This is a genomic window from Bradyrhizobium sp. 63_E2_N1_3 (genome assembly GCF_052076005.1).
GTDB lineage: Bacteria > Pseudomonadota > Alphaproteobacteria > Rhizobiales > Xanthobacteraceae > Bradyrhizobium > Bradyrhizobium barranii.
Genome location: NZ_CP197235.1, coordinates 184,127 through 205,275, shown reverse-complemented (window position 1 = coordinate 205,275; position 21,149 = coordinate 184,127). Strand labels below are relative to the sequence as shown.

At 65.0% G+C, this 21,149-nt stretch carries 19 protein-coding genes; 7 read left to right on the top strand and 12 right to left on the bottom strand.

All coding sequences use genetic code 11. The annotated features are described in order from the left end of the window. Positions 1-106 precede the first annotated feature (106 nt). On the bottom strand, positions 107-2,134 hold the full coding sequence (locus tag AB7531_RS00915; RefSeq protein WP_231143743.1) for a S8 family serine peptidase: 2,028 nt from the start codon (positions 2,132-2,134) through the stop codon (positions 107-109). 63 nt (positions 2,135-2,197) lie between these two features. After that, entirely contained in the window at positions 2,198-3,370 is a 1,173-nt protein-coding gene (locus AB7531_RS00910; RefSeq protein ID WP_063980232.1) for a phosphorylase family protein, read from the bottom strand. Between the two features lie 287 nt (positions 3,371-3,657). Here AB7531_RS00910 and AB7531_RS00905 point away from each other — a divergent pair, with 287 nt between their 5' ends. After that, positions 3,658-5,301, top strand: a complete 1,644-nt coding sequence (locus AB7531_RS00905; protein ID WP_063980231.1) for a S53 family peptidase — start codon at positions 3,658-3,660, stop codon at positions 5,299-5,301. 160 nt (positions 5,302-5,461) lie between these two features. Here AB7531_RS00905 and nikR read toward each other — a convergent pair whose 3' ends face one another. Next, positions 5,462-5,908, bottom strand: a complete 447-nt coding sequence (gene nikR, locus AB7531_RS00900) for a nickel-responsive transcriptional regulator NikR (RefSeq protein WP_063980230.1) — start codon at positions 5,906-5,908, stop codon at positions 5,462-5,464. Positions 5,909-6,086: 178 nt separating this feature from the next. Next, on the bottom strand, positions 6,087-8,564 hold the full coding sequence (locus tag AB7531_RS00895; protein ID WP_063980229.1) for a heavy metal translocating P-type ATPase: 2,478 nt from the start codon (positions 8,562-8,564) through the stop codon (positions 6,087-6,089). Positions 8,565-8,614: 50 nt separating this feature from the next. Between AB7531_RS00895 and AB7531_RS00890 the strand changes: the two genes are divergently transcribed. Then, positions 8,615-8,890 carry a metal-sensitive transcriptional regulator gene (locus tag AB7531_RS00890; protein WP_007598521.1) on the top strand — a complete coding sequence of 92 codons (276 nt, stop codon included), beginning with the start codon at positions 8,615-8,617 and terminating at the stop codon, positions 8,888-8,890. A 157-nt stretch (positions 8,891-9,047) separates the two neighbouring features. On the opposite strand, the gene AB7531_RS00885 is transcribed toward AB7531_RS00890, so the two are convergent. Then, complete coding sequence (locus tag AB7531_RS00885; RefSeq protein WP_063980228.1) at positions 9,048-10,019, bottom strand: YiiX/YebB-like N1pC/P60 family cysteine hydrolase; 972 nt, start codon at positions 10,017-10,019, stop codon at positions 9,048-9,050. A gap of 192 nt (positions 10,020-10,211) precedes the next feature. Between AB7531_RS00885 and AB7531_RS00880 the strand changes: the two genes are divergently transcribed. Continuing rightward, a complete protein-coding gene (locus tag AB7531_RS00880; RefSeq protein ID WP_063980227.1) occupies positions 10,212-11,600 on the top strand; it encodes a flavin monoamine oxidase family protein in 1,389 nt (462 codons plus the stop codon). A 179-nt stretch (positions 11,601-11,779) separates the two neighbouring features. Here the strand turns inward: AB7531_RS00880 and AB7531_RS00875 are convergent, their stop codons facing one another. The 3 genes from AB7531_RS00875 to pheS are packed head-to-tail and all read right to left on the bottom strand — an operon-like array spanning position 11,780 to position 16,034. Further along, positions 11,780-12,550 (bottom strand): sulfite exporter TauE/SafE family protein, encoded by a 771-nt coding sequence (locus AB7531_RS00875; protein WP_231143742.1) that lies wholly within the window; start codon positions 12,548-12,550, stop codon positions 11,780-11,782. After that, positions 12,547-14,955 carry a phenylalanine--tRNA ligase subunit beta gene (pheT, locus tag AB7531_RS00870; protein WP_441279831.1) on the bottom strand — a complete coding sequence of 803 codons (2,409 nt, stop codon included), beginning with the start codon at positions 14,953-14,955 and terminating at the stop codon, positions 12,547-12,549. Before pheT ends, AB7531_RS00875 begins: the two co-directional genes overlap by 4 nt. After that, the gene (gene pheS / locus AB7531_RS00865; RefSeq protein ID WP_063980225.1) at positions 14,952-16,034 is read right to left on the bottom strand and encodes a phenylalanine--tRNA ligase subunit alpha; all 1,083 of its coding nucleotides are present in this window, start codon (positions 16,032-16,034) and stop codon (positions 14,952-14,954) included. The genes pheT and pheS overlap by 4 nt, the downstream gene beginning before the upstream one ends. A gap of 136 nt (positions 16,035-16,170) precedes the next feature. On the opposite strand from pheS, the gene AB7531_RS00860 reads away from it, so the two are divergent. Continuing rightward, the gene (locus AB7531_RS00860; protein WP_063985967.1) at positions 16,171-16,578 is read left to right on the top strand and encodes a hypothetical protein; all 408 of its coding nucleotides are present in this window, start codon (positions 16,171-16,173) and stop codon (positions 16,576-16,578) included. A gap of 26 nt (positions 16,579-16,604) precedes the next feature. Here the strand turns inward: AB7531_RS00860 and rplT are convergent, their stop codons facing one another. After that, entirely contained in the window at positions 16,605-16,964 is a 360-nt protein-coding gene (gene rplT / locus AB7531_RS00855) for a 50S ribosomal protein L20 (protein WP_014490867.1), read from the bottom strand. Between the two features lie 88 nt (positions 16,965-17,052). Then, complete coding sequence (gene rpmI / locus AB7531_RS00850; RefSeq protein WP_008539890.1) at positions 17,053-17,253, bottom strand: 50S ribosomal protein L35; 201 nt, start codon at positions 17,251-17,253, stop codon at positions 17,053-17,055. A 271-nt stretch (positions 17,254-17,524) separates the two neighbouring features. Between rpmI and AB7531_RS00845 the strand changes: the two genes are divergently transcribed. Beyond that, positions 17,525-17,929, top strand: a complete 405-nt coding sequence (locus AB7531_RS00845) for a hypothetical protein (protein ID WP_063980224.1) — start codon at positions 17,525-17,527, stop codon at positions 17,927-17,929. 63 nt (positions 17,930-17,992) lie between these two features. Here the strand turns inward: AB7531_RS00845 and infC are convergent, their stop codons facing one another. Beyond that, positions 17,993-18,532 carry a translation initiation factor IF-3 gene (gene infC, locus AB7531_RS00840; protein WP_071917037.1) on the bottom strand — a complete coding sequence of 180 codons (540 nt, stop codon included), beginning with the start codon at positions 18,530-18,532 and terminating at the stop codon, positions 17,993-17,995. Positions 18,533-18,780: 248 nt separating this feature from the next. Here infC and AB7531_RS00835 point away from each other — a divergent pair, with 248 nt between their 5' ends. Both AB7531_RS00835 and AB7531_RS00830 read left to right on the top strand, forming a co-directional pair. Further along, positions 18,781-19,569 (top strand): alpha/beta hydrolase, encoded by a 789-nt coding sequence (locus tag AB7531_RS00835; protein WP_063980222.1) that lies wholly within the window; start codon positions 18,781-18,783, stop codon positions 19,567-19,569. Positions 19,570-19,719: 150 nt separating this feature from the next. After that, the gene (locus AB7531_RS00830) at positions 19,720-20,187 is read left to right on the top strand and encodes a nuclear transport factor 2 family protein (protein ID WP_014490871.1); all 468 of its coding nucleotides are present in this window, start codon (positions 19,720-19,722) and stop codon (positions 20,185-20,187) included. Between the two features lie 71 nt (positions 20,188-20,258). Here the strand turns inward: AB7531_RS00830 and AB7531_RS00825 are convergent, their stop codons facing one another. Further along, positions 20,259-21,056 carry an acyl-CoA thioesterase domain-containing protein gene (locus AB7531_RS00825; RefSeq protein WP_028169709.1) on the bottom strand — a complete coding sequence of 266 codons (798 nt, stop codon included), beginning with the start codon at positions 21,054-21,056 and terminating at the stop codon, positions 20,259-20,261. Positions 21,057-21,149: the final 93 nt, after the last annotated feature.

Sequence of the window (21,149 nt, the reverse complement as noted above, 5' to 3'; positions counted from 1 at the left end):
CCGCGCCTGGAGCTTGGGTTCTGAGTGAATCAGAACGGAAGCTCAAGGCGCTTGTTTTGACGCGTTTTCTTCGCGCGAACCGGCAGCCACTTCGCTTGAAGACGCTCTAGCTCACCCTGATGACGAGGGCATAGTTCTGCGGCGCGACGGCGATGGAATGAGCGATGACCGATATCACCGCTTCGCCGGCCGGCAGATTTTCGAAGATGACCTGCTCCACATTGTTCCGGCGGTCGAAGTCCTTCGAGCCGGCCGGCATGTTGCCATGGCGTTCCTGCTTGTTGGCCACCACGACGAGATCGAGGTCGCTTTGCAGGCCTTCGCCGGGCGGATCGGTCCAGACCAGCGTGACCTTCAGGCGGCTGCTTCCCGCCGGTATCGTGACCGTGCGGTCTTCGCGGTCGCCGGCGTCCAGCTTCTTCTTCTCGTCGAAGAACTGCAGCTCTTCGCTCGTGGCATGGGGGCCGACCACCGCTTGAACGTCGACCCGGCCGAAGCCCTGGCTGTTGCTCGCGACGGACCCCGCCTCCGACGGATGGTATTGTCCGGCGAGACTGCGCGCTCCGTTGATGATGAGCGCCTTGAGCAGTGCGGCGCTCGGCGACTTCAGTCCCTGGCTTTTCCTCAGGAACGCCCGGATCACCGCGACGGACCCGGCCACCAGCGGCGTCGCCATGCTGGTGCCGCCTTCGAACATGTAGAGCGGATCTTGCGAGAGCTTCCATCCCTTCGATTTCGTGGCGCGGGATCGGGTTGACAGAATGAAGGATCCCGGCGCCACGACGTCGGGCTTGATGCGTTCGTCGTTGGTGGGTCCGCGGCTGCTGAACGCCACCATCCCTTCGGGATTGTTGGCCACACGATCGGAGCTGATCGGCGTGGCCGGAAAATCGTCTGGCCATGCCCTGCCGTAGGTCATGGCCTCGCTGGGACGATTGTTCTCGCAGGCGCCGATGGTGAGGCAGTTCTTGGCCGTACCCGGCGGCGTCACGGAGTTGGGGTCGACCTGGCCATTGCCATCCTTGTCGCTACCCTCATTTCCGGCGGCGAAGCAGATCAGCATGTCGCGGTGCGCGTAGACGAACGTGTCGAGCTCGTTGGCCTGGGAGTCATACACGCCGAAATTTCCGACGCTGCCCCAGGAGTTGGAATGGATTCGCGCCTTGTCCGTCTTGTAGGGCGGGCCGAACAGCGCATCGAGGCTGTCGGGCAGGCCGCCGAGATTGCCGTCGCTGTCGAGCACGGATTGCAGAACCAGCTTGGCACCGGGAGCCGTGCCGCGGATCGGGCCGTCGCTTTTCGATACGCCGTCGCCGAGAGCGGAACCCGCGACATGGGTGCCGTGACCATCAGGATCGTCTTTGCGCCCGGGCCGGCCGAGCGCGTAGAGCTTCTTGACGCGCCCCTTGAAAGCCGGGTGCGTGTTCGTGGTCGATCCCTTGTCGAAACCGGTATCGGCGATCGCGATGATCTCGCCCGCGCCTTCGCCGCCATTGCTCGGCGTCGCCGCGGGAACGCGAAGAATGCCCCGCGCGATGTTGTTGAGCAGCTTGCGGGGAAAGACCTTCTCGACGCTGCGCACCTCGTCGAGCGCCGCGACGTCGGCAAGACGGCGCATCTTCAGCGTCACACGCACCTTGGCCGTGCCCGGGACGACGTCGTCGAGCTGCACATGCGCCGCTTCCGCAATCTTCTTTGCGGCGGCCTTCACGCCGACATTGCGGTGGAGCATGACGTCGACGGTCACGCTGGTGCGGTCGAGCGCCGCCGGCTTTGCCGCAAGCGCGCGCGCCGCGGCGACGCCTCCGGGTTGGGTGTCCAGGTTGCGCAGCGCCGGCGCGATCTTCACGATGCCCGGGTAGAGGTCTGCCCATGTCACGAACGGAAGTTTCCGCACCTTGTCGAGCCCGGCCGCCGGAAAGTGACAGATGACGGCGCTGCCCGGGACGGCTTCCAGGATCTCGGCGCCGGCCTTGGCGAGCTGCCCTCTGCGCTCGGCGTTGAGCGGCTGGTTGGTCTGCACGATGATGTAGTCGGATTCCTTCGCATTCGCATGATCCAGCGACAGCGCGGCGCGTTCCGCGTGCGGAGCCGAAGGATCGATCGTGATGCCGTTGATCGTGATCTGCGCCATGGCCGTTCCACTTTCCCTGATTGATCGCCCGTCCTTTGTCGTCTGTGCTGGCCGGATCGCTCGCTACGGCTCCGCCGCGATGCTGGCCCAGCAGGTGATGGCGCTACAGACCGTGCTCCAGCGGCCGAACCCCTTGTAGATCTGGGCCGCGATCTGCTCCTGCTGCTGCAGGGTGCCTTCGGCCTTGATCTGCGGATCGGAGACGTTGCGGATCGCGAGCCAGCGCGGTGCCTTCTCGCCCATCTCCTGCGCGACTAGGCCAAGGATGGCATCGCCCATCTCGGAGACGTCGCCGAGCCCCTGGAGATGGAAGTGGTCGTCCGAGGTGTCGAAGCCGAAGAAGTCGGTGGTGACCACGGAGGAGGACAGGCCGCTCGGCTTCACGACGAAGATCTTCGGCGCCCTTGTATTGTCCTTCGGCAATTGCCCGGCATTGGCCTTGAACAGCGTCTTGGCCTGCGCGAACTTCTTCGTCACGGCGGATCGGCTGGAAAAATGCTCCTGCGCGAATGGCTGCTTCTTGAACTTCGATAGGCAGTCGAAGCGAACGATCGGACTGACGACGACGTCGCCGACCTCGAATTCCTTGCCGATGCCGCCCGCCGTACCGGTGGTGATCACGAGACTCGGCTGCACCTCGGTGATGATCTGGCGCCAGACGTCGATGTTCGGCAGCTGCGGGCCGTCCTGCGACATGTGCGAATCGGATTTGAAGATGACGACCTTCTTCTTGCCGATCGTGGTGGTCCAGTAGGTGCCGAGCCGTTTCAGCTCCTTGGCCGGACAGCCGTTGCGCATCTTCTTGGAGATGGCCGCGTAATTATGCGTATAGGGTACGTAATCGTTGCGGGAGTCCTTGCCCGGCGTCAGCACGCGGCTGAGGGCGTGGCCCTCGTCGACGGTCCAGGTCACGACCAGCACGTCGGCGCGCGGTAGCGGTCCCTTGCCGTTGCCCTTCGGCTTCGGCCCGGTTTGCGGCGCCAGCCCCTTCGGCCAGGCAATGTCGGTGAAGCGCGACAGCCCGGTCGAGGTCGAGAAGGCCATGAACTCGCGGCCCTCGCTCGACTCGGAATCGAAATCGATGATCTCGCGCCGAAAGTCTTCGGTCGTGACCTTCGCGGATTTCTTCACCGCGCCCTTGGCCACGCGTTTCACCGCGAAGGTGTCGGGCGGGGGCGGCGTCGTGATCGGATCGAAACCGAGATTTCTCTCAACCCATTTGCGGTCAGCACGCATCGCATTGTCTCCGCCAAATTGATTTCCAGACGTCTGATTTCGACAAACGTCTTCCGTTGGTCGGCCAGACAAGCCAACGGTTGCAATTTTAAATCGAAATCCTTGTCGTCGAATGGTCGTGAATATTGACCGATTCCGTGCCGATCTGAGCCAGTCGGATGTTGCCCCTGCCAAACAAGAGGTTTTCTGAAAAAATATCGTTCAAATGCCTGAACCAATTTGGGTTTGAGATTACACCTATAGTTGAGGTGCGACAATCTGCCTTCCAATCACAAACGGAGGAAGTCATGGCAAGCTCGACCACGCGCGTGACGCTGGCGAACAGCGCACGGAAATTGCCGAAGGGGGCCAAGCTCGTCGGCGCGGCCGATCCCAAGCAGGAAATCGAGATCAGCGTTCGCCTGCGCGCGAAGCGTGCCGACGATGAGCAGGTGATGACGCTCGGCGCGCAACCGCCGCGCGAGCGGCAGTATCTCTCGCGTGCCGAGTTCGGCGCAGAGATGGGCGCGGATACCGCCGACGTCGCCAAGATCGACGATTTCGCGCATCACCACGATCTCAACGTCAAGAGCGTGCATCTGGCGTCCCGCACCGTGAAGCTGACCGGGACGGTGAAGGCCATGAGCGCAGCCTTCGGCGTCAAGCTCAACAAGGTCAGATACGAGGGCGCGACCCATCGCATGCGTAAAGGCAGCGTGCAGATCCCGGCCGAGCTCGCAGGTATCGTGGTCGGCGTGCACGGCCTGGACAACCGGCCGGTGGCGCAACCCCACTTCCGCCGCAAGCTGCCGCAGAAGGGCGCAGCCGCACGCGCCGCGCAGGGCGGCAGCTTCTCGGTCGATCAGATCGCCCAGCTCTACAATTTCCCCGGCGGCGAGACCGGCGCCGGCCAGTGCATCGCCATCATCGAGCTCAACGACATCGACCAGAAGGGCCATCCCACGGGCGCCGGCTACAAAACGTCAGACCTGCGCACCTTCTTCAAGAAGGCGGGCATCCCGATGCCGAAGATCGCACCCGCGAGCGTCGACGGCGGCGCCAACAAGCCCGGCCATTCGGACGCCGACGGCGAGGTCGTGCTCGACATCGAGGTGGCCGGTGCGATCGCGCCCGGCGCCAGGATCGTGGTCTATTTCGCGCCCAACACCACCAACGGCTTCATCGATGCGGTCAAGGCCGCCGTCCACGACACCGCGCGAAAACCTTCGGTGATCTCGATCAGCTGGGGCGGGCCGGAAGACCAGGAAGGCTCGCAGCAATTCGTCGACGGCCTGAACGAGGCGATCCGCGACGCCGCCGCGATGGGCGTCACCGTCTGCGTTGCCTCCGGCGACAATGGTTCGGCTGACATGGGCGCGGACTGGGACGGCAAGCCACATGCAGATTTCCCGGCCTCGAGCCCGTTTGCACTCGCCTGCGGCGGCACCAATCTGAAGGCGCCGAACGGCGATATCAACGAAGTGGTCTGGAACGGCGGGCCGCAGGGCGGCGCAGGCGGCGGCGGTGTCAGCGTCGTGTTCCCGCGGCCGCAATACCAGGCCCAGGCCCATGTGCCGAAATCACCGACGCATCACAACGGCCGCGGGGTGCCCGATGTTGCCGGCGATGCCGATCCCGCGACCGGCTACCAGATCTTCCTCAACGGCGTCGGCACCACCATCGGCGGCACAAGTGCCGTGGCGCCGCTGATGGCGGGGTTGATCGCCCGCATCAACGAGGCGACGACGAAGAAATTCGGCAAGACCGTCGGCTTCATCAACCCGCTGATCTACGCCGCGCACACGCAAGGCGTGTTCCGCGACATCACGGTCGGCAACAATGACATCACCGGCGATTTGCACGGCATGTACAAGGCCGGCCCCGGCTGGGACGCCTGCTCAGGCCTCGGCGTCCCCAACGGCGAAGCGCTGCAGAATTTACTCTCGGCGTGAGGTTTGTCGTCGCCTCTCCCCGCGTGCGGGGAGAGGCCGGATCGCATCGAAAGATGCGATCCGGGTGAGGGGGAGTCTCCGCGAGTCCAACTGGTACCGCCCCCGCGGAGGCTCCCCCTCACCCCGACCCTCTCCCCGCAAGCGGGGCGAGGGAGAAGAACTACTCGTGCCGGTGCCCGTGCTTGCGCGCCTTCGCCTGCTTCCCTTCACCCGTCGGGATCATCACCACGCGGCCGTAGCGGACGCCGCGCTCGGCGATGATGTGGTCGGCGAAATGCTTGACCTCGGAGGCGTCGCCGCGCAGCGCCGTCATCTCCATGCAATTGTTATCGTCGAGATGGACATGCAGGGTGGCCAGCGCGAGGTCGTGGTGGCCGTGGAATTCCTGCACCAGGCGTTTCGAGAGATCGCGCGCGGCGTGGTCGTAGACGTAGACGAGGCCGGCGACGCAGGGGCCGGTCTGCGCGGTGTCCTCGGCGCTCTGTTGCAGGCCGGCACGCGCGAGATCGCGGATGATCTCGGAGCGGTTCTGGTAGCCGCGCGCTTCCGCTGCCGCGTCGATCTCCGCCAACAAATCGTCCTCGATCGTGATCGTAATCCGCTGCATCAGGTCCTCTCCGCGCGTACCGCTCTTGTTACCTCGCCCCGCTTGCGGGGAGAGGTCGGAGTTCAAGCGTAGCTTGAATTCCGGGTGAGGGGGACTCTCCACGAGTCCAATTGTCACCGTGGTCGCGGAAGCGGCCCCTCACCCCGTAAGAACGGGGCGAGGGAGCGCACCGTCATCCTCACAGCCGGGTCCCGCGCAGCCGCAGCGCATTCCCGACCACGCTCACCGAGGACAGCGCCATCGCCGCCGCGGCGATGATCGGGGACAGCAGGATGCCGAACGCGGGATAGAGGATGCCGGCCGCGATCGGAATGCCGGCGGCGTTGTAGATGAAGGCGAAGAACAGGTTTTGCCGGATGTTGCTCATGGTTGCCTGCGACAGTCTTCGCGCACGCACGATGCCGGTGAGATCACCGCCCAGCAGGGTGACGCCGGCGCTCTCCATCGCCACGTCCGTGCCGGTGCCCATGGCGATGCCGACCTCGGCGGCGGCCAGTGCGGGCGCGTCGTTGACGCCGTCGCCCGCCATCGCGACGCTGCGCCCGGCCTTTTGCAGCTTCGTCACCACCGCGCTCTTCTGGTCGGGCAGAACCTCGGCCTCGACCTCGGCGATACCGAGCCGGCGCGCCACCGCTTCCGCCGTCGTGCGATTGTCGCCGGTCAGCATGATGACCTTGATGCCTTCATCGGCCAGCGCTTTCAGCGCTTCCGGGGTCGAGGCCTTGACTGGATCGGCGATCGCGAACAGGCCGGCCAGCTTGCCGTCGACGGCCATGTTGATCACGGTGGCGCCGTCCTGGCGCATGCGTTCGGCCTCGGCATCGAGCGCCCTGGTGTCGATGCCGATCGACACCAGATATCTTGCGTTGCCGAGCACGATGCTCCTGCCGTCGATTATTCCGGTCGCGCCCTTGCCCGTCGGCGAGTCGAACTGTTCGACCTGAGCGAGGGTGAGTTGCTTCTCTTTCGCGGCGCGCATGATGGCGTCGGCCAAAGGATGCTCGCTGGCGCGCTCGACGCTGGCCGCAATGCGGAGGATGTCGTCCTCCGCAAAGCCGGCAGCCGGGACGATCGCGACCACCTTGGGCTTGCCCTCGGTCAGCGTGCCGGTCTTGTCGACCACCAGCGTGTCGATCTTCTCCATCCGCTCCAGCGCCTCGGCGTTCTTGATCAGCACGCCCGCCTGCGCGCCGCGGCCGACGCCGACCATGATCGACATCGGGGTCGCCAGGCCGAGCGCACAGGGGCAGGCGATGATCAGCACGCTGACGGCGGCAACGAGGCCGAACGCCAGCCGCGGCTCCGGTCCGAACCAGGCCCAGGCGGCAAAGGCGGCGATGGCGACGGCGATCACGGTCGGCACGAACCAGCCAGCGACCTGGTCGGCCAGCCGCTGGATCGGCGCGCGCGAGCGCTGCGCGTCGGCGACCATCTGCACGATCTGCGACAGCAGCGTCTCGCGCCCGACCTTGTCGGCGCGCATGATGAAGCCGCCCGATTGGTTGAGCGTCCCGGCGATCACTTTTGCACCTGGCTCCTTGGTGACCGGCATGGATTCGCCGGTGACGAGGGATTCGTCGAGCGCGGAGCGTCCCTCGAGGATAATTCCGTCGACCGGCACCTTCTCGCCTGGGCGGACGCGCAAATGGTCGCCGGCGTGGAGCGCATCGATCTCGACCTCGTGCTCGCCGCCATCGGCATCGACGCGGCGCGCGGTTTTTGGCGCAAGCTGCAACAGCGCCTTGATCGCACCCGACGTCGCGTCACGGGCGCGCAGCTCCAGCACCTGGCCGAGCAGCACCAGCACGGTGATCACAGCGGCGGGCTCGAAATAGACGGCAACGGCACCATCATGACTGCGGAAGGCCGCCGGGAAGATCTGCGGCACGACAGTCGCGACGATGCTGTAGAGATAGGCGACGCCCGTGCCCATCGCGATCAGCGTGAACATGTTGAGGTTGCGGGTGACCAGAGACTGCCAGCCGCGGACGAAGAACGGCCAGCCGGCCCACAGCACGGCGGGCGTGGTGACGACGAGCTGGATCCAGTTCGACAGCGCCGGATCGATCCAGTCGTGTGGTCCGGCGAGATGGCCGCCCATCTCCAGCACCACCGCCGGCAGCGCCAGCGCGCCACCGATCCAGAACCGCCGCGTCATGTCGGCAAGCTCGGGATTGGGTCCCGTCTCCAGGCTCGCGACCTCCGGCTCCAGCGCCATGCCGCAGATCGGGCAGCTGCCGGGTCCGACCTGGCGGATCTCCGGATGCATCGGGCAGGTGTAGATCGTGCCCGCGGGCATCTCGGGTTCGGGCGCCTTCTCTCTGACGAGATACTTTGCGGGATCGGCGGCGAATTTGGTGCGGCAGCCGGCCGAGCAGAAATGGAAGGTCTCGCCGTGATGTGTGTGGTGATGCTTCGAGGTGGCGGGATCGACCGTCATGCCGCAGACGGGGTCGAGGACTGTGGTCGCGGCGGCGCCATGGTCATGCGCGTGGTGCTGGGCATGATCGCCGTGCCCGCCGCAGCAGGAGGACGCCGCGGGCTTGTCGGCTGGCGGAGCACCCGTGGGGGCGGCCTCGGGAGCAGCCTTGGCGGAACAGCCGCATCCGGACGATGTTTCCGACGTGTGATGGTGCCCGTTTTCGGCGTCGTTCATTGCCATGCTCCGGCCTTGCAACATATACCCTAGGGGGGTATATAGAGCGCATGCGCAAGGACATCAAGGCATCCGTCGGAAAACGTCTTGGCCGGATCGAGGGTCAGGTTCGCGGCCTCTCGAAGATGGTCGAGGAGGACCGCTATTGCATCGACATCGTGACGCAGATTTCGGCCGTGCGTGCCGCGCTGCGCCGGGTCGAGGAAGAGGTTCTGAAGGATCACGTCGCCCATTGCGTCGAGCACGCGATCGCGAGCGGCGACAAGGCCGATCAGCGCGAGAAGATCGCGGAGCTGATGGCGGTGATCGGGCGGGCGGAACGGTAGGCTCTCACCATCGTCATTGCGAGGAGCGCAGCGACGAAGCAATCCAGATTGCCTCCGCCGAGGGACTCTGGATTGCTTCGCTACGCTCGCAATGACGGTGGAAAGAGCGGTGCAACGTCTCTCCTGGCCTTTGCCGGAACGACGGCAGGCGCGATGCTTACGCCGCCATCTCCTGCGCGCGTCCCCGCGCGCGGTACATCGCCAGTTCGTTCAGCAGCACAAAATGCTCGGAGCAGATGGCGCCCATCTCCGCGGGCTGCGCGCTCACTTCTTCAGCCGGAACTTCAGTCGGCGCTTCTTCGTCAACCGTCTCAGGAACGAGCGGCGGCGCACTGAGCGTTTCTGGAAACACACTGAATGTGCCCGCTACCTCCTCGAGCGGCTTCTGCTTGTCGGCCCAGTGCAGCGCGGTGTAGTCGAAGCCGTGCACGATGGTGGGTTTGACGACTTCGAAATAGGGCGAGATGTCGAAGTCGCGGGGCATGTAGAGCGAGGAATCGCGGATGTGCAGGATCTCGCGGCGGGCGGCGCGGCTGCCGGCCTTGGTGATCTTCGGCAGGATCGGATAGCGCACGGCATCGAAGGCCTGCGCGATCAGCGCCGAGCAGATGATTTTTGTCGGATCGCCCGAGCCGATCGAGATCATGCGCCGCCGCCAGCGTTGCGGGATCGGCAGCGGGAACAGGAAGCGCATCAGGTCGACGATGTTCTTGGTGTCGTAGCCGAAGCCGATGCGGTTGATCGCATAGCGGCAGACCGTGGTGCGGTCCTCATAGGACAGCCCGACCGGGCGGCAGACACGGGTGTGATACGGGAAATATTTCGACAGCGGCGCCGAGGTGACGCCCTCGCCGATATTGGCCTCGATCAGCACATGCGGCTCGCCATTGGGCTCCGTGGCGCCCTCGACCGGACCAACATAGAGCGCGGCATGGGACCAGGTCGATTGCGTCAGATATTTGATGATGCCGGAGATGCGGTTGTTGCCCTCGACTAGCAGCACGTCGCCGGGCTCGATGACGCCGCGCAGGTGCTCCGGGTCGCTCGGCGTGAACGGCTCGTAGCCCGGCACCTCCTTCGAGAGGTACGCGGCAATCAGCTTGCCGACTGAGTCCAGAACCGTCCCCATTTCAAACTCCCCCCACGGCCTTTTCCGGCCGTCTTTTTCCCTTCTCTATCATGGTCGAAACGTGTTGCAATTCGGTTCATCACTCTGTGAGATCAAGCACGATTGATTCACCATGATGGTTGCCGTGCGACACCAGATGCAGCAAGGTTCGCGGGCTGTTCCCGTTCGCCGCAAGTTCCCGGAAACCATGACATGACAATCACGCGCCGCAGCTTCCTATCGGCGTCGGCGGCTCTTGCCGCGATGCCGGTCCTGCGCGCGACTGCCGCACCCCTGCCGCGCGAGGCCGACATCGTCGTGATCGGTGCGGGAGCGGCCGGAATTGCCGCGGCGCGGCGCATCATGGCGGCCAACCGCAAGGTCGTGGTCGTGGAAGCGGCATCCCAGATCGGCGGCCGCTGCGTCACGGACAGCACGACCTTCGACGTGCCGTTCGATCGCGGCGCGCGCTGGATGCACAATCCCGAGACCAATCCGATGATCCGGCTGGCGCGCAGTGCCGGGCTCGACGTCCTGCCGGCACCGACTGGCCAGAAGATGCGTATCGGCCGCCGCAATGCGCGCGCGGGCGAGACCGAACAGTTCCTGGCGGCGCTGGTGCGCGCCAACCGCGCCATCGACGAGGCCGGACGCGGCAAGCTCGATACGGCCTGCGCCTCGGTGCTGCCGAAGGATCTCGGTGACTGGGCCGGTGCGGCCGAATTCGTGCTCGGTGCGAGCTTTGCGGGCAAAGACCTCAAGGAGCTGTCGGCGATCGACAAGGCGCGTGCGCAGGACCGCAACACCGCGATCGCCTGCCGCCAGGGCCTGGGGACCCTGATCACCAGGCTCGGCGAACAGGCGCCGGTGGCGCTGGCGACGCCGGTGAGCAGGATTGTCTGGAGCAATCGCGATGTCAGCGTGGAGACGCCATCCGGCAGGATCGCCGCACGCGCCGCCATCGTCACGGTCTCGACCAACGTGCTGACGTCGGGCGCGATCAAGTTCGGGCCTGATATTCCCAAGCGCACGCTCGATGCGGCGTCGAAGCTCACGCTCGGCAGCTACGATCGCATTGTGCTGCAACTGCCGGGTAATCCGCTGGGGCTCTCGCGCGACGACATCCTCATCGAGCAGAGCAATTCGACGCGCACGGCGCTGATGCTCGCCAATATCGGCGGCTCTTCACTGTGTTCGATCGATGTCGGCGGCTCGTTCGGCCGCGATCTCTCCGAGCAGGGCGAGAAGGCGATGGTCGCCTTCGCCAGGGAATGGATCACGAAGCTGTTCGGCAGCGAGGCGGCGGCCGCCGTGCAGAAGACCACCGCGACGCGCTGGAACGCCTCGCCCTTCGTGATGGGCGCGATGTCGGCGGCCTCGCCCGGCGGGCAGCTCTCGCGAAAAATCCTGACCGAGCCGATCGGCAACATGTTTCTCGCCGGCGAAGCCACGCACGAGACGCTGTGGGGCACCGTCGACGGCGCCTGGGAAAGCGGTGAGCGCGCAGCCGATGCGGCCTTGCGCAAGATCGGCGCGCTCAAGGACGAGTCGGCCGACGTGCCGACGCAGTCGACGAAGAAGCGCCGCGCGCCTCGACAGTAGGACAATTAAGTCGCCAAACACTCCGCTGTCGTCCCTGCGAACGCAGGGGACCCATAACCACAGGGAGTGGTTTGGCGAAAGCTAGCAGTTAGGGGTCCTTGGTCGGTACTGCCACCTGCGCTTATCGACAAATCACACGGTATGGGTCCCTGCTTTCGCAGGGACGACCGCGGAGATTGTTACCGCAAAATCCCGTCCAGCACCGGCAGCCCCGCGATCACCGCCATCGCGATCAGACCGTAGCAAATCGCGCGAAACACTTTTTCGCTGGCGCGGCCGAACAGCGACGCACCGAACGCGACGCCGATCGCATAGACCGGGCCGACGATCAGCGACAGCACCAGCGATTCGCGTGAGATCAGGCCGGTCGTCGCGTAGCTGACCATCGAGAAGAAATCCGACGCGCCGAAGAACAGCACGATATTGGCGCGCGCGACGATCGGCGCGATGGGGCGGCCGAGCCAGTAGCCGACGATCGGCGGGCCGCCGGTCTGCGCCAGACCGCTACAGAAGCCCGAGAGGCCGCCGATGCCGACCGAGAGCCAGGCGTGGTCCTTGCCGCGATAGCGCCAGCCGGACAGCAGCAGCAGCAACAGCGCAGCGACGAAGCAGGAGATGATCCAGCGCGTGGTGACGGGCTCGAGCACGCTGAGGAAATAGGTGCCCACCGGCACGCCGACCAGCGCGCCCAGCACGATTACCGCGGTGGCCTTGCGGTCCGCCTTCCGCCACGCGTCGGGCAGCAGCGGCAGGGCCGCGACGAAATCGATCACCAGGAGCAGCGCGGCAACGAGACGCGGCGCCGCGATGCTGCTCGCCAGCGGCATGAAGATCAGCGCCGAGCCGAAGCCGGAGAAGCCGCGCGCGGTGCCCGAAACGAAAGCGACGGCGCAGAGCGCCATCGCAACGGTGAGGCTGACGTCCTTCGGAAGAACATCCGCAAGGGTCATCCGCGCAAGACGCCGCCGGTCTTCTTCGTGACTTCCGCCACGATCTTCCCGGCGACGGCCTCGATCTCCTGATCGGTCAGCGTCTTCTCGCGCGGCTGGATCGTCACGGCGATCGCGATCGACTTCTTGCCGTCATCGATGCCCTTGCCCTCGTAGACGTCGAAGACATTCACGCCGGTGATCAGCTTCTTGTCGACGCCTTGCGCGGCGCGAACGATGTCGCCGGCCTTGATGGTGCGGTCGACGATGAAGGCGAAATCGCGCGACACCGGCTGGAAGGCCGACAGCTCGATCACGGGCTTGGCGCGGGTCGGCTTCTTCTTCGCCTCGGGGATGCGGTCGAGGATCACCTCGAACACCATCAGCGGGCCGTCGGCGCCGAGCGCCTCGAGCGCGCTCGGATGCATCTCGCCGAAATAGCCGAGCACGTTCTGCGGGCCGATCTGGATCGTGCCGGAACGCCCCGGATGCAACCAGGCTGGTCCGCCCGCGACGATCTGCAGCGCCTGCATCGGTGCACCGGCAACGGCAAGCACCGCGAGCGCGTCGGCCTTGGCGTCGAACAATTCGGCCTGCGCCGAACCCGACCAGTGCCGTCCCAGACCTTCGGACGAAGCAAAGCCGCGCCGAACGCCGCTGGCCGCCATGAACTGATCCTGCGGGCGGTCGCCCTTGAACAGCTGGCCGACCTCGAACAGCGCGACATCGCCGAAGCCGCGATCGGCGTTGGCCTGCGCCGCCGCGATCAGGCCCGCCAACAGGGTCGGCCGCATGTCGGAGAGATCCGAGGCGATCGGGTTGGCCACTTCGAGCTCGCGCTGGCCGCCGCCGAACAGGGTTGCCGCAGACTTCGTGATGAAGGACCAGGTCACCGCTTCGATGATGCCGCGGCTCGCGAGTGCGCGCCTGGCGCGACGGGTGCGGAGCTGCAGCGGCGTCAGCACCGGCTTGCGCGCGTCCTCGCCGCGCTCGAACAGCGTCATCGGCACCTTGTCGACGCCGTAGATGCGCACGATCTCTTCGACGATGTCGGCCTTGCCATGCACATCGGTGCGCCACGAGGGCACCGCGATCTTCACCACCGGACCCGGGCCGGCCATCATGAAGCCGAGATGGGTCAGGATGCGCTTCATCTCCGGCTGCGGCACCTCGATGCCGGAGAGCCGCTTGACCTCGGTAACAGGAAAATCGATCACCCGGTCGTCGCCGAAGGCCTTTCCGACCACGACGTTCTCGGACGGCGCGCCGCCGCATATTTCCATCACGAGCTTGGTGGCGAGCTCCAGTCCCGGCACCATGAAGGCCGGATCGACGCCGCGCTCGAAGCGGTAGCGCGCGTCCGAATTGATGCCGAGCTTGCGCCCGGTCTGGGCGATGTTGATCTCGTTCCACAGCGCCGATTCGATCAGCACGTCGGTGGTGTTCTCGTCGCAGCCCGAGGCTTCGCCGCCCATGATGCCGGCGAGCGATTCGACGCCGTGCTCGTCCGCGATCACGCAGATGGCGGGATCGAGATTGTAGGTGCGGCCGTCGAGCGCCAGCAGCGTCTCGCCGTCGCGGGCGCGGCGCACCACGAGATTGCCCTTCACCTTCTTGGCGTCGAACACGTGCAGCGGGCGCGCGCGGTCGTAGGTCATGAAGTTGGTGATGTCGACCAGCGCATTGATCGGACGCAGCCCGATCGCGGTCAGCCGCTTCTGCAGCCATTCCGGCGACGGCCCGTTCTTCACCCCGCGCACCAGGCGCAACGCGAAGCCCGGACACAGCGTGGCGTCCTCGACCGCGACCTTCACGGGGCACGGGAATTCACCCTTGATCGGCTTGATCGTGGGGTCCTTGAACTTGCCCATGTCGGCCGCGGCAAGATCGCGGGCGATGCCGTGCACGCCGGTGCAGTCCTGTCGGTTCGGCGTCAGATTGATCTCGACCACGGGATCGCCGAGGCCCGCCCATGCGGCGTATGCCGCGCCGATCGGCGCATCCGCCGGCAGCTCCATGATGCCGTCATGGTCGTTGGAGATCTGGAGTTCGGCCGCCGAGCACAGCATGCCGCGGCTCTCGACGCCGCGGATGGTGCCGACACCGAGCGTGATGTCCTTGCCGGGAATGTAGGTGCCCGGAGGCGAGAACACGCTGACCAGGCCCGTGCGCGCATTCGGCGCGCCGCACACGACCTGCACCGGTGCGCCACCATCGCCGGTGTCGACCATGCAGACGCGCAGGCGATCTGCATTCGGATGCTGCTCGGCCGAGATCACCTTCGCGATGGTGAACGGCTTCAGCGCCTTCGCCTTGTCCTCGATGTTCTCGACCTCGAGCCCGATCATAGTGAGCTTGTCGGCGAGCTTTTCCAGGGGCTCGTCGGTGTCGAGATGATCCTTCAGCCAGGAGAGGGTGAATTTCACGAGCTCAGTCCTCCCGCAAGCGTCGGCAGTTCGAGCGGCTTGAAGCCGTAATGGGACAGCCAGCGGACGTCGCTGTCGAACAGCTGGCGCAAATCGGCGATGCCGTATTTCAGCATGGCGATGCGGTCGATACCCATGCCCCAGGCAAAGCCCTGGTACTCGTCGGGATCGATGCCGCAGGCGCGTAGCACGTTCGGATGCACCATGCCGCAGCCGAGAATCTCGAGCCAGTCCTCGCCCTCGCCGAAGCGGATCTCGCCCTTGTCGCGGCGGCACTGGATGTCGACTTCCAGCGACGGCTCGGTGAACGGGAAGAACGACGGCCGGAAGCGCATGTTGATGTGATCGACCTCGAAGAACGCCTTGCAGAACTCGTGCAGGATCCATTTGAGGTGGCCGAGATGCGAGTGCTTGTCGATGACGAGGCCTTCGACCTGGTGGAATTGCGGCGTGTGGGTCGCGTCCGAATCGATGCGGTAGGTGCGGCCCGGGCAGATCACGCGGATCGGCGGCTTCTGGCTCAGCATGGTGCGCACCTGCACCGGCGAGGTGTGGGTTCGCAGCAGCATGCGCGAGCCGTCCTCCTTCGGATGGAAGAAGAAGGTGTCGTGCATCTCGCGGGCGGGATGGCCTTCCGGGAAATTCAGCTTGGTGAAGTTGTAGTCGTCGGTCTCGATGTCGGGGCCTTCCGCGACCGAGAATCCCATGTCGGCGAAGATCGTCGTCAACTCGTCCCAGACCTGGCTCAGCGGATGGATGCGGCCGGCTTCAGTCGGCGCATCGCGCAGCGGCAGGGTGACGTCGATGGTCTCGGATGCGAGCCGCGCATCGAGCGCCGCCGACTTCAGCACGTCGCGCCGCGCGGCGAGGGCCTGGGTGACCTCGTCCTTGGCCTGGTTGATCGCGGCGCCTTGCGTCTTGCGCTCGTCCGGCGACATCTTGCCGAGCGTCGCAAGCAAGGCGGAGATCGAGCCCTTCTTGCCGAGGGACGCGACGCGGACGGCTTCGAGGGCGGCTTCGTCCCCGGCAGCACTGATCTGCGCGAGGATGGATTGGACGAGACTGGCGAGGTCGGACACGGTCGGATCCTTTCAAAACGCTGCCGGTTGTGGCCGCAGCCGGGCCGGAACGTCAAGCCGTATAGCCGTCGTAAATGCAGGGCATTTGAACCCTATAGGCATGGCTGGCACCAACCTGAAGTCGAGGGAGAAGACGATGCGTTTACGATCCTGGGTGGTCGGCTTGAGCTTGGTTCTTTTGGGGAGCGCGGCTCACGCCGCGGAGGAATGCCCGGCCAAATCGACGTCGATGGATGACATCATCGCGGTCCTGAACGCGGCGCCGAGCTGCGACCGTGCCATGACGCTGTTCGATGCTTGCGCATACGGCGCCAGCGGCGACGTGCAATTCGGCGAAGCGGTCGAGAAGAAGTGCGAGGCCGATTTTGTCGGCCGGCTGAGAACGCCGCAGAAGCTCAGCTATCAGCGCGAGTTGCGGGTCTGCGACCGGAAGTACCGGAACAAGTCCGGCACCATGTATATCTCGGCCACGGCCTTCTGCCGGGCGGAGGTCGCCCAGCGTTACTCGCGACGTGCGCTGAAGGCCGGCGGAGCCGGCCATTAGTGCTGGGCTTGCTCTGAAGCAGCCGCTTAGGCGGCCAGCGCAGCCTTGGCCTTCTCGGCGATCGCCTGGAACGACGCAGGCTCGTGGATCGCGAGATCCGACAGCACCTTGCGGTCCACGGTGATGCCCGACTTGGCGAGACCGTCGATAAATCGGCTGTAGGTCAGGCCGAACGGACGCACAGCGGCGTTGAGACGCTGGATCCAGAGCGCGCGGAAAGTCCGCTTCTTGCGCTTGCGATCACGGAACGCGTACTGCTGGGCCTTTTCTACGGCCGGCTTGGCGGCGCGGATGGTGTTCTTGCGGCGGCCATAGAAACCCTTGGCGGCCTTGTAGACTTTCTTGTGCTTGGCGTGGGCGGTCACACCGCGTTTGACGCGAGACATGACAAAATCCTTCAGAGATGACTTGGTTTTCGGATCGCCGCGCGAGCGCGGCGGAGGTGGCAATGATCTTCGACGATCTTGGACGCGATCAGGCGTTCGGCAAGAAGTACTTCTTGACGTTGTCGCCGTCGGTCTTGAACAGCACGCGAGTGCCGCGCAGCTGACGGATCTGCTTCTTCGTCCGCTTGATCATGCCGTGACGCTTGCCGCGCTGGGCGTGCATCACTTTGCCGGTGGCAGTCACCTTGAAGCGCTTTTTAGCGCCCGATTTGGTCTTCAGCTTGGGCATTTGGCTCTCCTAATGGCCACAGAAACCCGCCCGCGAAGGCGGCTGGCCGTCAAAAATGCTCGTTAGAGCGTTGATTGTGCTCAGGTTTTACGAACAAGCGCGAAACCCGCACGGACACCGCCACGGCAGCCCTTAATCAGCCGGGCGATGAAGGCTGGGCTTATGACAGAGGACAAGCCAAATGGCAACGCTGAACCGCCGAAACCTGCCCGGCGACTATTCGAAGTTACCACCCATATGTCCAAGCCATGTCGCCTGGAGCAAGACCAAAATGGCCCATTTTCCCCGATCGCTTTCGTCCTTGACGGACCTCGCCCGCCCGCGCCGCCTGGCGCTGCTTGCCGTGCTGGCCACGGCCGTGCTGCCCTCGACCGCCGACGCCCGTATCGGCAGCTATGACGGCATCTGGAATGTCACTTTCGCCACCACGCGGGGCAATTGCAGTTCCGGTTACAGCGTCCCCTTCACCGTCACCGGCGGCCGGGTGTCATCCGCCGGCGGCGGCCGGGTCTCCGGCACGGTTCGTCGCGGCGGCGCCGTCGCGGTCCAGGTCTCGGTCGGCGCGTCCCACGCCAGTGGAGGCGGCCGGCTCGGCGGGGTGGCCGGTGCAGGCTCCTGGAACGGCATCATTTCCGGCGACCGGTGCAGCGGCATCTGGCATGCGACCCGGTCCTGATACACAAACGGCCCGCCGGAAATCCGGACGGGCCGTTGAACTCTCAGTCCTGAAAAACGGACGTCAGCGCGGCGCCAGCACCATGACGACCTGACGGCCCTCGAACCTGGCATCCTGCTCGACCTTGGCGAGCTCGGCGACGTCGTTCTTGATCTTGTCCAGAAGCTTGGTGCCGATCTCCTGGTGCGCCATTTCGCGGCCGCGATAGCGCAGCGTGATCTTGACCTTGTCGCCTTCTTCGAAGAACCGCTGCATCGCGCGCATCTTCACGTCGTAATCGTGGTCGTCGATCATCGGGCGGAGCTTGATCTCCTTGATCTCGACGATCTTCTGCCGCTTGCGGGCTTCGGCGGCCTTTTTCTGGGCGGAATACTTGTACTTCCCGTAGTCCATGATCTTGCAGACGGGAGGGCTGACATTCGGCGAAATCTCGACCAGATCCATGCCAGCTTCCTGGGCCATACGGATGGCCATGACGGTTTCGACCGTGCCCTTGTTGTCACCGGTCTGATCGATCAGCTGGATTTGCGCATTGCGAATATCATCATTGATGCGCGGCCCGTCTTTGCTGGCAACGGGCGGGGCTTTATTGGGACGGCGAATGGGTGGTTCTCCAAAATTGTGAAAGAGGCGGCTAGTCTGAAGGAAGATGCGTTTGCCGGCAAGCAAGTCGCGTGCGGGAGGCGAAAAAGCCTCAAATGCGAGGCATTTTGGTCACGCCCATGGGCACGCTGCAGGACATAGACACCTTGCTTCTGTTCCGCAAGCGTCCCAAAGGGCAATAGCGATGCTGGGCTGGGCCTCGGAACGCATCCAGACAGCTCAAACCGAACAACCAGAGTAAACGTTCCATGAGCAATGCAATTCCCGAAGCCGTGCTCGGCTTCATCGATGTGGGCGAGGGACCGTCCGCACGCAGGATCGCGGTGCGCAGCCGCGCCGGTCGCGGACCCGGACTGGTCTGGCTCGGCGGGTTCAAGTCGGACATGCAGGGCAGCAAGGCCGTGGCGCTGGATGCCTGGGCCGCGGACCACGGCCGCGCCGCGGTCCGGTTCGACTACTCCGGCCATGGCGAATCCGGCGGCGAGTTCGCCGATGGAACCATCGGAAGCTGGCTCGAGGACAGCGTGGCGGTGTTCGAGCGGTTCTGCGACGGCCCGCAGGTTCTGATCGGTTCCTCCATGGGCGGCTGGATGGCGCTGCTGCTCGCGCGCGAGATCAGGAAGCGGGCCAGTAAAGCGTCGCTTGCGGGCCTGGTGCTGATCGCGCCGGCGCCCGACTTCACCGAGGAGCTGATGTGGAAGAATTTTTCGCCTGCGGTGAAGAAAGAAATCGAGACCAAGGGCTTCTGGCTGCGGCCGTCGGACTATGGCGATGGCTCGCCCTATCCGATCACGCGGAATCTGATCGAGGAGGGCCGCAATCATTTGCTGCTCGGCAGCGCCATCGATCTCGGCTGTCCCGTCCGCATCCTCCAGGGCGCGCAGGATCCGGATGTGCCCTGGCAGCACGCATTCGCGCTGACGCATCGCCTGCCGGCCGACGACGTCGTGCTCACCATGATCCAGGACGGCGATCACCGCCTCTCCCGTCCGCAAGATATCGCCCGCATTCTTGCCGCGGTGGCCGAGATCGGGTGAGACTGCCGCCCAACATTCGGTGTCATCGCCCGACTTGATCGGGCGATCCAGTATTCCAGAGGCCATCGTGCTTTAGCCGAGAAGCCGCGGCGTACTGGATGCCCCGGTCAAGCCGGGGCATGACGAAGAGCGAGAATGGGAGAAATGCCAATGACCGCCACTGCCATGCTGCGCACCTTTTGCGACGCCGTCGAACAGCGTAACGGAAAAGCCTTCGCGGATCTCTTCACCGAGGACGGCGTCTATCACGACGTCTTCTACGGCGCCTTCGAAGGCCGCGAAAAGATCGCAGCGATGGTCGACGACTGGTTCTATCGCACGGCGACCGATTTCCGCTGGGACATGCATGATCCCGTCACCGACGGCACCACGCTCTATGCGCGCTACACCTTCAGCTATCGCTCGACCTTGGCCGAAGCGAACGGCGCGCGGGCGATGTTCGAGGGCGTCGCGATCATGACGCTGCGCGACGGCAGGATCGTGAGCTATCACGAGGTCGCCAACACCGCGCCGGCGTTCGTCGATCTGAAGTTTGCGCCGGAACGGATTGCGAAGATCGTCGGCAAGCAGGGTGCTGAGCTGAAAGCGCGGCCGGAGATGAAGCGGCATCTGGCGTAGCCGCGCGGCCCCTCTCCTCTTGTCATTCCGGGGCGTGCCACTTGGCGCGCGCCCCGGAATGACAGTAACGACTACCGCTTCGACGGATTCGCCATCGGCTTGCGCTGCGCCAGTGCTGCGACCGTGGCGGTGCCGATCGGGCCTTGCTCGTCGTAGAGCCAGCATTCGCCGATCGCGACACCATCGGTCGCCTGGTGATTGACCACGTCGAAGCCGATCCAGTTCGTCACTGGCAGCCGATGCAGATAGATCGTGACGTCGCTGTTGATGTAGCCGAGCCCCTTGTCGCCGGCGTTGGCAAAGGGGCTGGCGAAATCGGCGCCGACAGCGACATGGACGAACGGCGTCATCGGCACGCCGGCCACGAGCTCGCGCACCTCGCTCATCCAGAGCCGGCGCGGACCGAGCGAGCCCATATGGCCGACGATCGGCCGCGTCGTCCATTTGCCGTTCATGCCGAGCCTGGGATCGGTGGGCTTGGGAATGTCGTCCGGCTTCGGCACGTCCCAGTTCGGCGGCGACCAGACGTTGCCGTCCGGATTCTGCGTTTTGCGCAGCAGCTGGCACGAGGCACGCGCCATGCTGACGCCGCCGGAGACAAATTCGGCCTCGACCACGCGAATGCGTAGTCCGTCGCGCACCAGCCGCGTCGTCACCTCGATCGGCTTGTCGATGGTCGGCAGCCGAAACATGTCGACCGTGAGCCGCGCCGGGACGAATTCCGGGCCGGAATGGCGCTCCTCGATGGCGAAGCCGAGCAGGCCGACGATGACGCGTCCGTGCAGCGATTTCGGATCCCAGGGACCGTTGGCCACTTCCGTCGGATGGAATGTATCGCCGTCGCGGGTGAAGAAAGGCATGTTTGTCATGACGCGCGACTTTGAGGAAACGCGTGAGGAAATCAAGGTCCCCCAATCCTCAGGGTGAGGAGGCGCGAAGCGCTCTCATCACAACAACGGTGT